The sequence below is a fragment of the Microbacterium schleiferi genome (genome assembly GCF_015565955.1).
GTDB classification, from domain to species: Bacteria; Actinomycetota; Actinomycetes; order Actinomycetales; family Microbacteriaceae; genus Microbacterium; species Microbacterium schleiferi_A.
On the sequence record NZ_CP064760.1, the window covers coordinates 2,794,423 to 2,808,989 of the forward strand.

The following is a 14,567-nucleotide window of genomic DNA, read 5'->3' on the forward strand; positions in this document are numbered from 1 at the left end:
TCAGTGAGGTAGGACGATTCAGCCCACACTGTCCTACCTCGGTGAGAACGCCTTCCTCCGCGCGCGCGATGCGGGGACCTGGATGCCGTCAGTGGCGCCCACACAAACACGAAGCGCCCGTCCAGAGGACAGGCGCTTGGTGTGGCTGCCGCAACTTACTTCTTGTTGCGGCGCTGGTGGCGAGTCTTGCGAAGCAGCTTGCGGTGCTTCTTCTTCGCCATGCGCTTGCGGCGCTTCTTGATGACAGAACCCACGGAGAACCTCACAATGTCGGGGTCTGGGCGTCGAACGCGGCGTGCGTTCTCGCCCGGGAACGGGCATGAATGGAAAAATGCCTCGGATCAGTCTAGCCGACGTCGGCGATGGGACGCTGAAGGGCAGCTGTCACCGCCGACTCGGGCACACGGTAGCTGCGTCCGAAACGCACCGCCGGCAACTCACCGCTGTGCACCAGCCGATAGACGGTCATCTTCGAGACCCGCATCAGGTCTGCGACCTCCGCGACGGTCAGGAAGCGCACATCTGGCAGCTCTGCCATGGCTTCCCCTTTCCACACCCAGCCGACCGGCGCGACCGACCGGCGGTAGCGAACACTCTAGAGCCTGCGCGAGACGCGTGTAAACCGGTGTGACTTCTGTGACGTGAGTGGTTAGCGGCCGGGGAGCTTCCGCCAGGCGTTGGCAACGGCGTAGCGAGCGGATGCCGCCGCCCGGCCCACCGCTTCGGCGGCGTGCGCCGCCGAGTCAGACAAAGCCACCGGCAGCTCGATCTCGAGGTCGTCCTCGGTTGTGAGGAAAGGCACCAGCCAATCGTCGACTTCATCGAGAGGCTCGGGCGACAGGCTGTAGTAGCGGTGCTGCCCTTCCTCTCGAACGGACACGAGATGGGCATCCCGGAGCACCTTGAGATGCTTGGAGACCGTGGGTTGACTCACGCCGAGTTCACTCACGATCTGGGACACGCTCGTGCCCGAGTCGGACTCGGACTCGCGCTCCAGCAAGAGCCGCAGGATGTCGCGCCGGGTACCGTCCGCGATCACGTCGAAGATGTCCGCCATGTGTTTAGGGTAGTCGCGCCCGCGGCCGGCAGTAGCATGAGGAAGCGATCCGGCCGAGCAAGTCACCGAGCACAACACCAGGGAGGGTGGGGATGTCCGAAGGCGTGCGTGCAACGCCGCATCCCCTGCGCACCCTCGGTCACCGCCTGTTCGAACTGTTTCGTACCGTTGCGCAGAACTCGCCGTCGCGGTTCGCGATCTTCGTATTCGTCGGCCTGATTCTCATCTTCACGGGGCTCTTCTCGCTGCCGATCGCCTCGGCAACCGGTCAGGTGACGCGCTTCGCGGATGCCCTGTTCACGGCCGTTTCCACGATCTGCGTGACGGGCCTGGCCACGGTGAACATGGCCACCCAATGGTCGCCGTTCGGTCACGTCCTCATCTTCATCGGCGTCCAGATCGGCGCCATGGGCGTGCTGACCCTGGCATCGATCCTCGGTCTGGTGATTTCGCGGCGACTCGGTCTGCGCGCGAAGCTGCTCGCAGCCGGCGACACGAACCCGCTACGCAGCCACGGCGGACCCGTCAACGAGAGCCAGACGGTTCGCCTGGGAGATATCGGCGCCCTGCTGCGCGTCGTCGCCCTGTCAACACTCGTGATCGAGCTCGTCGTCGCCATCCTGTTGTACCCCGGGATGCTGGCTTCGGGCATCGAGTGGAACGTCGCCCTCTGGGAGGCACCGTTCTACGCGGCGATGGCGTTCACCAATACGGGATTCACTCCCAACGTTGAGGGAGTCGGCGCCTTCGCCGACAACTACTGGGTCCTCACGGTGCTGATGGGCGGGGTCTTCCTCGGATCGATCGGCTTCCCCGTCATCTTCGCGCTGCGCCGCGAACTGTGGCACATCAGGCGCTGGCCGCTGCACACCAAACTCACGCTCATCACGACGACGACCCTGTTCGTGCTCGGCGGGCTCGTCTTCCTGGGGTTGGAGTTCAACAACCCGGCAACTCTCGGCAGCCTCGACGCCGCAGACACGACGATGCAGTCGTTCTTCCTCTCGGCGATGACGCGCTCGGGCGGATTCTCCGTCCTGAACATGTCGGAGCTGAACGGGTCGAGCCAGATCGTGGCGATGATGCTCATGTTCGTCGGCGGCGGATCGGCCTCCACCGCCGGCGGGATCAAGGTCACGACCCTCGCCGTCATCGCCCTCGCTGTGTGGTCCGAGGCAAAGGGCCGCAACTCCACGCAGGTCTTCCGCCGCCGCATCCCGAGCGACGTCCTTCGCGTCGCGCTCTCGGTGCTCGCGTGGGGATCGACGATCGTCGCGGTCTCCACCGTCATCATCCTGCAGATCACGAAGGCGGATGTCGCCTCGGTCCTGTTCGATGTCATCTCGGGCTTCGCGACGGTTGGTCTCTCGACCGGGTTGACCGAGACCCTGCCGGAGTCGGCCAAATACGTCCTCGCCGTGACGATCGTCATGGGGCGCGTTGGTACAGTGACACTCGCCGCGGCCGTGGCCGCGACATCCCGTTCGCAGCTGTATTCGCTGCCCGTGGAAAGGCCCATCGTTGGTTGAGCGCATCCGGAGCGACTCCCCCGTCCTCGTCATCGGACTCGGACGGTTCGGCGCCGCCTGCGCCGGGGAACTTGACCGTCTCGAGCGCGAAGTCCTCGCGATCGACGAGAGTCTCGAGCTCGTGCAGAAGTGGTCGGAGCGTGTCACGCACACCGTGCAGGCCGACGCGCGCAACATCGATGCGCTCAAGCAGATCGGCGCGCAGGAGTTCCAGGTCGCGGTTGTCGCGGTCGGTTCCTCGATCGAAGCGTCAGTGCTGATCACCGCGAACCTCGTGGATCTGAAGGTGCCGCAGATCTGGGCGAAGGCGGTGTCGCAGTCGCACGGCAAGATCCTCGCGCGTGTGGGCGCCAACCATGTCATCTACCCCGAACGCGAAGCCGGCGAGCGCGTCGCTCACCTCGTGAGCGGACGGATGCTGGACTTCATCCGCTTCGACGACGACTTCGTGCTCGCCAAGATGTACCCGCCGAAGTTCATCCGCGGCGTTGGCCTGAACGAGTCGGGTGTGCGCTCGAAGTACAACGTCACCGTCGTCGGCGTCAAAAGCCCCGGCAAGCCGTTCCGCTACGCCGAGGCGAACACCGTGGTGACCAATCACGACCTCATCATCGTGTCGGGCACCAACAGCGACATCGAGCGCTTCGCCGCCCTCGACCGGTAGTCCGCTCCTCAGGCTCACCTCGTGCGCGAGGGGTCGCAACACGCCGCATCCAGGCGCGAGCAAGCGGCGTGTTGCGACCCCTCGCGTGAGGGCCCAGCGTCAGCGCAGTTGGGCGAAGGCCTCGACGCGATCGGTGGGACCGACGATCAGGATGCTGTCGCCGTGACCCAGCACCGTCTCGTTGTCGGCGTTCATCCAGGTCTCGTCGGCGTGCTTGAAGGCGGTCACGGTGACACCGTGCTTGCGGCGGAGCGTCGTCTGGCCGAGCGGTGTTCCGACGATGAGGTCGGGGGTCGTGATCTTGGCAAGCGAGTATCCGGGCTCGATCTCGAGGTAGTCCTTGGCGGCGCCGCGAACGAGGTGGGCCACGCGCCGCCCCATGTCCTTCTCGGGATAGATCACCCGGTGCACGCCGAGCTGCTCAAGGATACGACCGTGCTGGTCGTCGACGGCCTTGGCCCAGATGACGGGAACCTTCAGCTGGATGAGCAGGGATGCCGTGAGGATGGATGCCTTGAGGTCCTGGCCGATGGCGATCACGACGCGGTCGAACTCATCGACCGCGAGCTGACGCAACACTTCCTCTTTCGTTGAGTCGGCACGCACGACCTGCGTCAGCTCGCCGTTGTGGGACTGCACGAGGTCTTCGTCGGTGTCGATCCCGAGCACCTCGGTGCCGGCTGCCATGAGCTCTTTGGCCAGGGAGCTGCCGAAGCGACCGAGCCCGATCACCGCGACGGAGTCCGCCTCGGCGATGCGTCGCGAGGAGTCGGCGAAGAGCGCGAACCTAGCCAATGGCGGGCCTTTCCTTGGGGAGTTCATACAGGATGCGGCGTTCACGCAGCGCGAGCGCCGAGCCGAGGGTGAGCGGACCGAGCCGGCCGAGGAACATGAGGATGACGAGGACGATATCGCCGCCCGGTGGCAGGTCAGCCGTGATGCCGGTGCTCAGTCCGACCGTAGCGAACGCGGAGACGACCTCGAAGAGGATCTCATCCAGACCCCGTCCGGTCATGATCATGAGGGTGATCGTCGCGATCATCACGGCACCGAGAGCGACGAGGACGACGGTGATCGCCTGCCGGTGAACGGCCCGCGACAGGCGCTTGCCGAAGACGTTGACGGCAGCCTCACCGCGCAGCTCCGTCCACATGATGAAGAACAGCACAGCGAACGTCGTGACTTTGATCCCGCCGGCGGTGCCGGCCGGACCGCCCCGATGAACATCAGCACGTCCATCCCGAGCCAGGTCTCGTCGTGCATCAGGCCGATGTCGACCGAGTTGAAGCCTGCCGTTCGGGTCTGCACCGAGTGGAAGAAGCCCATCAACACGCGATCGGCCGGCGGATACGTGCCGAAGGTGCCCTCGTTGGACCACTCGAGAACCGTGATGTACACGGTTCCGGCCACCAGCAGCACCGCCGTGCCCCACAGCATGACGCGCGTGTTCATGCTCCAGTGCAGCGGCTTGCGGAACTCCTTGCGCAGTTGGAGAAGGACCGGAAAGCCCAGACCGCCCAGGATCACCGCGCCGCAGATCGGCAACACGATGAACGGGTCGGCGGCGAACGGGATGAGGTTGTCGCTGTAGAGGGCGAATCCGGCGTTGTTGAACGACGAGACCGCATGGAACAGGGCGTGCCAGGCAGCCTCACCGATGCCGTACCCGTAGTGGAACAGGAACCGCGGAAACAGGAAGACGAAGACAACGGCCTCGATCGCGAGCGACATGAGCACGATGCCGCGTACGAGACCCTTCACGTCGCGGGTCGAGAGTGCCCCCGCTTCGGCTGCTGCCGTCATCCGCGCCCGCACGCTGAACCGGCGGGCGACGAGCAAACCGACGAGGGACGCGAAGATCATGATCCCGAGGCCGCCGAGCTGAATGAGCAGCATGATGACAACGAGCCCGAAGCCGCTCCAGTGCGTGGCCGTGTCAAGGACCGTGAGGCCGGTGACGCACACCGCCGACGTCGCGGTGAACAGCGCATCCACGAAGCGTGTGCCGCGACCGTCAGCCGCCGAGATCGGGAGGAAAAGGAGCACTGTTCCCGCAAGAACGGCACCGGCGAAGCCGAACACGATCACCTGCGCGGGGTGGGGTCGCCACCAGCCGCGTCGTCCGGGCGTCCTCATCGCTGCGCGCCCGCCTCTGAAGGGGAGACCGTCATGTCACCACGCAGTCACGATCGAGACGCAATCACGATCGAGAAGCATACGCCTCCACGCCGCCACCATCGATCGGTTTGCCGAGCCAGCGAGTCACCTCGTGCGTGAGGGGTCGCAACACGCCGCTGCGTCGTGCGCGCGTGCGGCGTGTTGCGACCCCTCGCGTGGGACAGCAGCGTCAGGAGCCGGCAGCGAGCTCGCGCGACCGGGCGAGCGCCGCATCCGTCGCCCGCCCGAACAGTGCACTGAGATCGGCGTCTTGGAGCACAGCGATCGCCCGCTCGGTCGTGCCCTTCGGGCTCGTGACCTGCCGGCGCAGTTCCCTCGGGTCCTCCCGGATGCCTCCAACAGCGCACACGCTCCCACGAACGTCTGCTCGACGAGAAGGCGCGCCTGGTCGGGCGTGAAGCCCTTGTGCTCGGCGGCACGGGCGAGTTCCTCGATGAGGAGGTACACGTAGGCGGGCCCGGACCCGGAGATCGTGCCGAGGGCGTCGATCTGCTCCTCGTCGAGGTCAACGACGACACCGACGGTCTCGAACAGCCCCCGCACCGTCGCACGATCCTCGGCGCTGGCGCGAGATCCCGCCGCGAGGCCCGTGACGGCGCGACCGACCAGAGCCGGCGTGTTCGGCATGGATCGCAGCACGGCGACGCCATCCGGCAGGAGCGCCTCGTACGTCGCCGTCGTCACACCCGCCGCAAGACTGACGACGATCGCGTCGGGGCGCAGCGCTGGGGCGATCTCACGGAGCAGGTCGGGAACCATCGCGGGTTTGACCCCGACGAGAACGACATCGGCTTCCGCAGCCGACATCCGATTGCGCTCGGGGTACTCGTCAAGCGCGTAGCTGCGGATACCGGGGATGTCGGCGAGGAGAGCCGCCTTCTGTCCCGACCGGTTGGTGGCGATGACATCTGCCGACCCGGATGCGGCGACGCCGCGGGCGATCGCGCCTCCCATCGAACCTGCTCCGAGGACGGCGACGACGAGGGAGGGTGCGTGCGATGCCATGGCGCCATCCTAGGCGCGCAACTTCTGCCAATTTTCACGCTCGGCGTCTCCCCTCCCGGGGTGGGGGCGGGCTATCGTCGGAGGAGTCGGCGCATCGGACGCGCCGCGCCGGCCTGGGTCACTCCAGAACCAGAGCCACTCGAGAACCAAGGATCCGCTATGACGCTTTTCGACGGCATCGCCTCCCGCACGATCGACACTCCCCGCCTCGCCGTGAACATCCTCGAGCGCACCGATGACGACCCGGCGACGCCCGCCGATCGCACCATCGTGTTCGTGCACGGGAACGTCTCGTCGGCGCTGTTCTGGCAGGAGACCATGCAGGATCTGCCGTCCGACCTTCGCGTCATCGCGATCGATCTGCGCGGCTTCGGCGGAACCGAGAACCTCCCGGTGGATGCCACCCGCGGTGTCCGCGACTTCAGCGATGACGTGTTCGCGGCGATGGAGGCTCTCGGCATCCCGACCGCCCACTTCGTCGGCTGGTCCATGGGCGGTGGCGTCGTGATGCAGTACGCACTCGACCATCCCGTCCTGAGCCTCACGCTTCAGGCACCGGTCTCTCCCTACGGGTTCGGCGGCACTCGACGTGACGGCACCCGCCTCACCGACGACGACGCCGGCACGGGTGGCGGCGGCGGAAACCCGGACTTCGTCGAGCGGCTCACCGCCGGCGACACCAGCGACGAGGCACAGACCTCCCCCGCAGTGTCTTCCGCTCCGGCTACGTTGCCCCGGGCTACAGCAGCGAGCACGAGGACGTCTGGGTCGAATCGATGCTCACCACCTCGACCGCAACGGGAAACTATCCCGGTGACGGCGTGCCGAGCGAGAACTGGCCCGGGTTTGCCGCGGGCACGATGGGCGTGCTCAACACGATGGTGCCCCAGTACTTCAACACCTCGTCGATCGTCGAGCTCGAAACCAAGCCGCCGATCCTCTGGGTGCACGGCACGGCCGATGCGATCGTGTCGGATGCCTCGTTCTACGACCTGAACCACCTCGGCGCTCTCGGCATCATCCCGGGGTGGCCGGGCGAGGATGTCGCTCCGGCGCAGCAGATGGTCTCGCAGACTCGTGACGTGCTCGAGGCCTACGCGGCCGCGGGCGGGCATGTCGAAGAGCTGAGCCTGGAGGGTGTGGGGCATTCGCCGCACCTCGAGCGCCCCGTCGAATTCCGCCACGCGCTGCTGCAGGTCATCGGCTACATCGGGCAGCCTCCGACGTCGCTTCCCGCGACCGAGACGATCATCCTGCGCTCCGCCGACTGACCGTCTCGGCCGGCCCCGAGACGGGCCTAGACTCTCGCGCATGAGTGCATCGGGCGGTAACCGCGCCATCATTGCGGCGTTCCTCGCGAACATGGGGATCGCGCTGTCGAAGTTCGCGGCGTGGTTCTTCTCCGGATCCGCATCGATGCTCGCCGAGGCGATCCACTCGGTCGCCGATTCGGGCAACCAGCTGCTGCTTCTGCTGGGCGGGCGGCAGTCGCGGCGCGCGGCGGATGCCGAGCATCCGTTCGGCTACGGCCGCGAGCGCTACGTGTACGCCTTCGTCGTCTCGATCATCCTGTTCTCGGTCGGCGGGCTGTTCTCGATCTACGAGGGCGTCGACAAACTCACGCATCCCCACGAGCTCGAGAACGTGTGGTTGCCCGTCCTCGTCCTGTTCATTGCGATCGGCCTGGAGTCGTATTCGCTGCGAACTGCCGTGCATGAGAGCAACCTCGTGCGCGCCAAAGGGCAGTCGTGGGTCTCGTTCGTGCGCCATGCGAAGGCGCCGGAGCTGCCGGTCGTTCTGCTCGAGGACGTCGCGGCGCTGACGGGCCTCGTCTTCGCCCTGTTCGGAGTGGGCATGACGTGGCTGACGGGTAACCCCGTCTTCGATGCCATCGGCACCCTCATGATCGGCACGCTGCTGATCCTGGTCGCGATCACGCTCGGCATCGAAACCAAGAGCCTGCTCGTCGGCGAGGGCGCCACACGCGCCGACCGGGACCGCATCGTCGCCGCGATCGACAGCGGCGACGAGATCGAGCGCGTCATCCACCTGAAGACGCTCTATCTCGGCCCCGACGAGCTCATGGTCGCCGGCAAGCTCGGGTTCACCTCCGACAAGACGCTCGGCGAGGTCGCCACCGACATCGATGCCATCGAGGCCCGCATCCGGGAGGTCGTCCCCATCGCCCGTGTCATCTATTTCGAGCCCGACATCTACCACGCCCCGACCGATCCGGCTTCGGATGCCGTGACGGCCGAGGTCTCGGCATCCGACCGCACCGATGCTCGTCCCTGAGGGAGGCCGACATGGAATACTGCATCTTCACCGAACCGCAGCAGGGCTTCTCGTATACGCAGCAGCTGGCAAGCGCGCAAGCGGCAGAGCGGCTCGGGTTCGACGGCTGGTTCCGGTCTGATCACTACCTCGCCATGGGCGAGGGTGACCCGCTTCCCGGTCCCACGGATGCCTGGACGACTCTTGCGGGACTAGCTCGCGAGACAGAGCGGGTGCGCCTGGGTACTCTCGTCTCCCCCGTGACCTTCCGCCACCCCGGGATCCTCGCGATCCAGGTCGCGCAGGTCGATGAGATGTCAGGCGGACGCGCTGAGCTCGGCCTCGGGGCCGGATGGTTCGAGCGCGAGCACGAGGCCTACGGCATCCCGTTTCCCGGGCGGCGATTCGACCTGTTCGAAGAGCAGCTTGAGGTGATCACGGGACTGTGGCAGACCCGCGAGGGCGAGGCGTTCCAGCACGAGGGCCGCGCCTACCGGCTGACTGACTCACCGGCACTTCCCAAGCCCGTGCAGCAGCCGGTTCCGATCATCATCGGCGGTGGTGGCCCGCGGCGCACACCCGCGCTGGCGGCGCGGTTTGCCACCGAGTTCAACATCGGCTTCCAGCCCGAGGATCGGGTTGCCGAGGCCTTCGACCGCGTTCGTCAGGCGTGCGTCGAGGCGGGGCGGGACCCGGCATCCCTCACGCTATCGGTGGCCCTCCCGACGGTGGTCGGTCACGACGATGCGAGCCTGAACCGGCGCCTCGCGGCGATCGGCCAGCAGAGGTCCGGCGACGAGAGCGCTGCGATGTTCTTCGGCGGTCCGGACGAGATCGTTCCCAAGGTCGAGCGCCTGGCCGCGCTCGGCGCCACCCGCATCTACTTCCAGCAGGTGAATCTGACCGACCTCGACCAGCTCGATGAGCTCGGAGCCAGCATCCTTCCCCAGCTTCCCCGGTAGCTCGCGCGTCTCCCCTGCGTCTCCCCGCCGTCGCTAACTCCTCACGATCGACGCTTGTCACCGGATTCTGGCCGGCGACAGGCTCGATCCGGACCGGGATTGAGGAGTTAGCGACGCCGAACGGGTATCACCGGGCCGGGTGTCAGGACTCGCGGCGGTCGGCGAAGAAGTCGCGCAGTACGGATGCGGCGGCGTCAGCCTCGACGCCGCCGATGACCTCCGCGCGAACCGGCAGCCGACGATCGCGCACGACATCGTAGAGCGAGCCGGCGGCTCCCGCCTTGTCGTCCCAGGCGCCGAACACCAGCCGGGAGATATGAGCCTGCAGGAGGGCGCCGGCGCACATGAGACACGGCTCGAGGGTCACGACGAGGGTGCATCCCTCGAGATTCCAGGAGCCCCTAACCCGGGCCGCCTCGCGCATCGCGATGATCTCGGCGTGGGCTGTCGGATCGGTTGTCGCCTCACGGAGGTTGCGGCCTGCGCCGATGACCGCGCCCGTCTCGTCGAGGATGACGGCGCCGACGGGGACCTCGCCCGCTGCCCCGGCCTCTTGTGCCAGCTGGAGCGCGCGACTCATCGCCAAACGGTCGGTGTCGGCATGGGTCACGGCACGAGCCTAGGACTACTCTGAGGCGTATGCGCTTGCACGTTGCCGATCACCCGCTCATCACGCACAAGCTCACCGTCCTGCGGGACAAGCGGACGACCTCACCGGTCTTCCGGCAGCTGACCGAAGAGCTCGTGACTCTCCTGGCCTACGAGGCAACCCGCAACGTCCGGGTCTCAGAGATCACCATCCACACCCCCGTGACCGAGACGACCGGCGTCAAGATCAGCGAACCGCGCCCGATCGTGGTCCCCATCCTGCGCGCGGGCCTCGGCATGCTCGACGGGATGGTCAAGCTGCTCCCCACCGCCGAGGTCGGGTTCCTCGGCATGGTGCGCAATGAAGAGACCCTCGAGCCCACGACCTACGCCGAGCGCCTGCCCGCGGACCTGAGCGATCGGCAGTGCTTCGTGCTGGACCCCATGCTGGCAACCGGCGGCTCGCTCGGCATGGCGATCGAGTTCCTCTTCGACCGCGGTGCGCAGGACGTCACCGCGATCTGCCTCCTTGGTGCGCCCGAGGGTGTTGCCGCGATCGAGAAGCAGGTGGATGGTCGCGACGTGACGCTGGTGCTGGGTGCGATGGACGAGCGCCTCAACGAGCGCGGCTACATCGTGCCCGGACTCGGCGACGCCGGCGATCGCCTCTACGGCACAGTCTGAGCAGGCGGGCGCGAGCCGCCGCCCGAACTAGCGAGTCGTCTCGGGCGGAAGCGCGCCGACCAATCGCGCGAATCCGCTGAGGCGAGCGACACCCTCCGGCGTACGCGGGAGGTCGTCGAGCACCCCCGGTGAAAAGACGATGTACGCGGTGTGCATCGCCCGCGAGATGGCGACGTTGAGGCGGTTGCGAAGCAGCAGGAACTCCAGTCCTCGCGGCGCGTCGCGCCCCGAGGATGCCGCGAGGGAGACGATCGCGACGGCCGCCTCCTGCCCCTGAAAGCGGTCGACGGTCCCGACGGGAACCTCGGGAAAACCTGCGGCCGACAGGGCTGACTCGACGAGCACCTGCTGGGCGTTGTACGGCGTCACGACGATGATGTCGGAGGCCCGCAGCGGTCGGGAACCGGCCACGGTCATGCCGCCATTTCCGTCGTCGTCCGCGATATCCGTCCACGCACGCCCGACGAGATCGCGCACGATCGCAACGACGGCCTCGGCTTCTTCCGGCGACTGGGTAGCCCGCCCGCGGTGACGCACCGGCACCGGCACGACGCCGGCCGATACTCCGTCGAGGTGCCGCAGCGCTGTGCTGGGGTGTGCGCGCAGCGCGCCGCGGTACGAGAGGGTGGAGACGGGCGCGGTGACCGCGGGATGCATCCGTCGTGATGCTGCGAGGAAGCGCCCGAAGCTCGGCGCGATGACATCTTCACCGTCCATGATCCATCCGAGCGCCGACGTGTCGACCGGCTCCGGATGCGTGCCCTGACTCACCTGCGGAAGCTGCTGCGGGTCACCGATGAGCAGCAGCCGCGGAGAGGCGAGCGAGACCGCGATCGTCGACGCGAGCGAGAACTGCCCGGCCTCGTCGATGACGAGGAGGTCAAGACTCCCCGTGGCACACGGCCCTCGTGGCTGAAGTCCCACGCCGTCCCGCCGACGACGAAACCCGCTGCCACGTTCTCGGCAGCGAACGCCGGGATCCCGTTCTTGGGGATCACCGTGAAGGGGACGTCGGCGTCGGCATCCTTCGGCGCCTTCGCGACCCGGGAGGCAGGCACACCCGCGGCGATCACGCGCCCGAGCATGTGTTCGACGACCGCGTGCGATTGAGCCACGACCCCCACGCGGAATCCGTGCTCGGTGACGAGCCGCTCGATCACGTGCGAACCGACGTAGGTCTTGCCGGTACCCGGCGGGCCCTGCACCGACAGCGCGCTGTGGTCGAGCCGAAGGACGGCCCTGACGAGGGCGTCGACGTCATCGCTCGCGGCAGACTCCGTCGACATCGGAGCGTCAGGGAGGAGTCGGGCGGGGAGCCGGCGAAGGATGTCGGATGCCGGGTCCTGCGGGAATCCCGGGTGCGCGTCGATGACAGACGCGGCCCACGCGTCGATCGCCGTCTGCTGGTTGGCGGCACGGGGCGGCGCGGCGGGCGTCAGCGCGATCGGCAGCTCCTGCCAGGTGAAGCCCTCGACCGCGCGCTCTTCGATCACCACGCCGTCCTCGAGCTCCTCGAGGACGCTCACCCGATGATCGGCGTGAATCCACCGCGGCGACGCATCGACGGGGAAGGGAGCGGGCAGTTCGTAGATCGCGAACGGATCAGCGCCGGGTCGCAACCGCGTGCCGGGCGCGAGTTCGCCGCGCACTTCGACGACGCGCCTGTCCGATCGCGAGCCTTCTGGTCGGTGCCAGTCTTCACGGATGCGGGAGCGTGTGGCGTCGACCGCAACGACATCTCGTGTGTCTTCCCACAGCGACATCGGTTCGCGAAGTCGCAGAAAATGGGTAGCCCAGAACGACTTGGCCTCGCGCGGGTAGTAATCGATTGCCGCGGCAGCAAGGCGCAGCGCCTGCGCATCCGCCTCCTCAGCCGTCTCGCTCGCCAGACGCAGCAGCGTCGTGGCCTGCGGCGAGGGCTCGTATCCGCTCTCGGTCGGCTCAGGGTTAGCGGCCGGACGCCGACCGGTCTCGCGCGCGCGGTCGACGAGCCAATCCCGGAGCCGGCGCGTCGACACGCAGTCGTAGCGGTTGTAGTCGGCGATGTCGTCGAGGATGCTCTGGGCGGCACCCTCGTCGCCCTCCTCGGCGAGTGCCCTGGCCTCGACGTACCGCACGATGGAGTCATCGCCCCGCTGCACGTCGCTCGTGCGGACCTCGGCACCCATGTACAGCGGCTCGAGCTTCTTGATCGAGTACGAGCGTGACCCGACACGCAGAGCCCGCCGGACGACGGGGTAGAGATCGACGAACACCCCGTCGCGCAGCAGGCGATCGACCTCGGCTTCGCGGACCCCGTAGCGGGCCGCCATCTGCAGCAGGTGCGTGGGCTCGTAGGGCGCGTAGTGGTAGATGTGCATGTCGGGGTGCGCGCGACGGCGCAGCGCGACCATGTCGAGAAACGTCTCGAGCGCGGCGCGCTCATCGTCGAAGGAGTGCGCCCACAGCGCGCTGTACTGCTCGCGGTCATCGACCCACCCGAACAGATAGTCCAGCCCCCAGGAAATCGTCTGGTCGCGACCGCGCTCATCACCATCGACCGCTTCGGTATACAGCGGGTCTCCCTCGAAATCGAAGAAGAGATCGCCGTGGTCAGGCCGTGGCAAGGCGGCCAGGGCAGCCGGAGCGACGACCTCGAACGGCGGCGCGTCGGGCGTCGCGGTGACGGCGTGCTCGGCGGCGGCACCGGCGGCGGATGAACCGAAGGCACCGACGCCGGCGGCTGTCCGCAGTTGCAGTCGCGCCTGGGTGCGCAGCATCGCGAAGGTGTCGGGGTTCATTCCCGGGGGTGCCACGCTGGCCGCGGCCAGGTCATCGATCGTGCGGATGCCGGCAGCCTGCATCCGTTCTCGCTGGACCGGACGGATGCCGGCGACCAGGAGCAGATCCCGGGTCGCAACGACCTCGAGCTCGCACGTCGGGCACCTGCCGCATGCAACGACACCCAGCTCGCCGCGCGGATCATCCCACGCAATCGGGTCGGATGCTTCGAGCCGGTCTGTGAGGAGGGCACGCAGGCGCTGGCGTCGCAGCGCATAGACGGGCAGGAGGTCGTCGACACGGTGGGTACTGGTCGATCCGTCACCGAGGAGCAATTGCACCTCATCCGAGCGCGGCACCCCTAGCCGGTCGAGCCGGTCCACGTATGCCGCAAGCTGCATGAGGGCTGTGACTCGCGCGTGGCGGGCGAGCTTCGTGTCCTGCACGACCCAGCGTCCGTCGGTGCCGCGCAGGAGGAAGTCCGCGAAGCCGACGAACTCCTCATCGGCGAAGGTCGCCTGGTAGATCACGACTGCCCCGTCAGCGCGCAGCGCGTCGCCTGTCAGCTCCACGGCGCGAGCGAGAGCGTCGGCATCCGAGGAGGAGGTCTCGGGGATCTCGAGCACGGCGTCGCCGAACTGCTCCCGGTAGGCAGCGAGAGTGCGGCGTTCGTGCGCGTCACCGAGCCGTCCCGCCCGCTCCAGGGTGAGATCGACCGGATCCTCGACCGGATCGACCCGACCGAGCTTCGCGTCGACGGCTCGAACCCAGGCGAACTCGCACTCGGCAGCGGCTTTGAGGTCGCTTGCACTCCAGACGAACCGGTGCTCGCTCTCGATGTATCGCATGATGCCTTTCCGCTCCCG

Annotated in this window: 10 protein-coding genes and 4 pseudogenes; 6 read left to right on the forward strand and 8 right to left on the reverse strand. The window is 67.4% G+C overall.

Annotated elements, in window-relative coordinates:
• Positions 1–155: 155 nt before the first annotated feature.
• The 3 genes from IT882_RS13625 to IT882_RS13635 all read right to left on the reverse strand — a co-directional run bounded on the left by IT882_RS13625 (position 156) and on the right by IT882_RS13635 (position 1,057).
• The gene (locus tag IT882_RS13625; RefSeq protein ID WP_003792170.1) at positions 156–254 is read right to left on the reverse strand and encodes a 30S ribosomal protein bS22; all 99 of its coding nucleotides are present in this window, start codon (positions 252–254) and stop codon (positions 156–158) included.
• A 92-nt stretch (positions 255–346) separates the two neighbouring features.
• On the reverse strand, positions 347–538 hold the full coding sequence (locus IT882_RS13630; RefSeq protein WP_195692293.1) for a helix-turn-helix domain-containing protein: 192 nt from the start codon (positions 536–538) through the stop codon (positions 347–349).
• A gap of 111 nt (positions 539–649) precedes the next feature.
• Positions 650–1,057, reverse strand: a complete 408-nt coding sequence (locus IT882_RS13635) for an ArsR/SmtB family transcription factor (protein ID WP_195692294.1) — start codon at positions 1,055–1,057, stop codon at positions 650–652.
• A gap of 92 nt (positions 1,058–1,149) precedes the next feature.
• On the opposite strand from IT882_RS13635, the gene IT882_RS13640 reads away from it, so the two are divergent.
• Both IT882_RS13640 and IT882_RS13645 read left to right on the forward strand, forming a co-directional pair.
• On the forward strand, positions 1,150–2,586 hold the full coding sequence (locus tag IT882_RS13640) for a TrkH family potassium uptake protein (protein ID WP_195692295.1): 1,437 nt from the start codon (positions 1,150–1,152) through the stop codon (positions 2,584–2,586).
• Positions 2,579–3,250 (forward strand): potassium channel family protein, encoded by a 672-nt coding sequence (locus IT882_RS13645; protein WP_195692296.1) that lies wholly within the window; start codon positions 2,579–2,581, stop codon positions 3,248–3,250. The genes IT882_RS13640 and IT882_RS13645 overlap by 8 nt, the downstream gene beginning before the upstream one ends.
• Positions 3,251–3,349: 99 nt before the next feature.
• Here the strand turns inward: IT882_RS13645 and IT882_RS13650 are convergent, their stop codons facing one another.
• The 3 genes and pseudogenes from IT882_RS13650 to proC form a co-directional block, all read right to left on the reverse strand.
• Entirely contained in the window at positions 3,350–4,045 is a 696-nt protein-coding gene (locus tag IT882_RS13650; RefSeq protein WP_229382138.1) for a potassium channel family protein, read from the reverse strand.
• Positions 4,038–5,386 (reverse strand): annotated as a pseudogene (locus IT882_RS13655) (TrkH family potassium uptake protein). Before IT882_RS13655 ends, IT882_RS13650 begins: the two are co-directional and overlap by 8 nt.
• Before the next feature lie 211 nt (positions 5,387–5,597).
• Positions 5,598–6,433, reverse strand: a pseudogene (gene proC / locus IT882_RS13660) (pyrroline-5-carboxylate reductase).
• A 159-nt stretch (positions 6,434–6,592) separates the two neighbouring features.
• Between proC and IT882_RS13665 the strand changes: the two are divergent.
• The 3 genes and pseudogenes from IT882_RS13665 to IT882_RS13675 all read left to right on the forward strand — a co-directional run bounded on the left by IT882_RS13665 (position 6,593) and on the right by IT882_RS13675 (position 9,669).
• Positions 6,593–7,704: pseudogene (locus tag IT882_RS13665) on the forward strand (alpha/beta fold hydrolase).
• Positions 7,705–7,744: 40 nt separating this feature from the next.
• Positions 7,745–8,728: a cation diffusion facilitator family transporter gene (locus IT882_RS13670; RefSeq protein ID WP_195692298.1), complete on the forward strand. Its 984-nt coding sequence runs from the start codon at positions 7,745–7,747 to the stop codon at positions 8,726–8,728.
• 11 nt (positions 8,729–8,739) lie between these two features.
• Positions 8,740–9,669, forward strand: coding sequence for an LLM class F420-dependent oxidoreductase (locus tag IT882_RS13675; RefSeq protein WP_195692299.1), 930 nt, complete (start codon positions 8,740–8,742; stop codon positions 9,667–9,669).
• Between the two features lie 142 nt (positions 9,670–9,811).
• Here the strand turns inward: IT882_RS13675 and IT882_RS13680 are convergent, their stop codons facing one another.
• Positions 9,812–10,279: a nucleoside deaminase gene (locus IT882_RS13680; RefSeq protein WP_324253891.1), complete on the reverse strand. Its 468-nt coding sequence runs from the start codon at positions 10,277–10,279 to the stop codon at positions 9,812–9,814.
• 29 nt (positions 10,280–10,308) lie between these two features.
• On the opposite strand from IT882_RS13680, the gene upp reads away from it, so the two are divergent.
• On the forward strand, positions 10,309–10,941 hold the full coding sequence (upp, locus tag IT882_RS13685) for a uracil phosphoribosyltransferase (protein WP_195692300.1): 633 nt from the start codon (positions 10,309–10,311) through the stop codon (positions 10,939–10,941).
• Between the two features lie 27 nt (positions 10,942–10,968).
• Here upp and IT882_RS13690 read toward each other — a convergent pair.
• Positions 10,969–14,549, reverse strand: a pseudogene (locus IT882_RS13690) (TM0106 family RecB-like putative nuclease).
• Between the last annotated feature and the right edge of the window lie 18 nt (positions 14,550–14,567).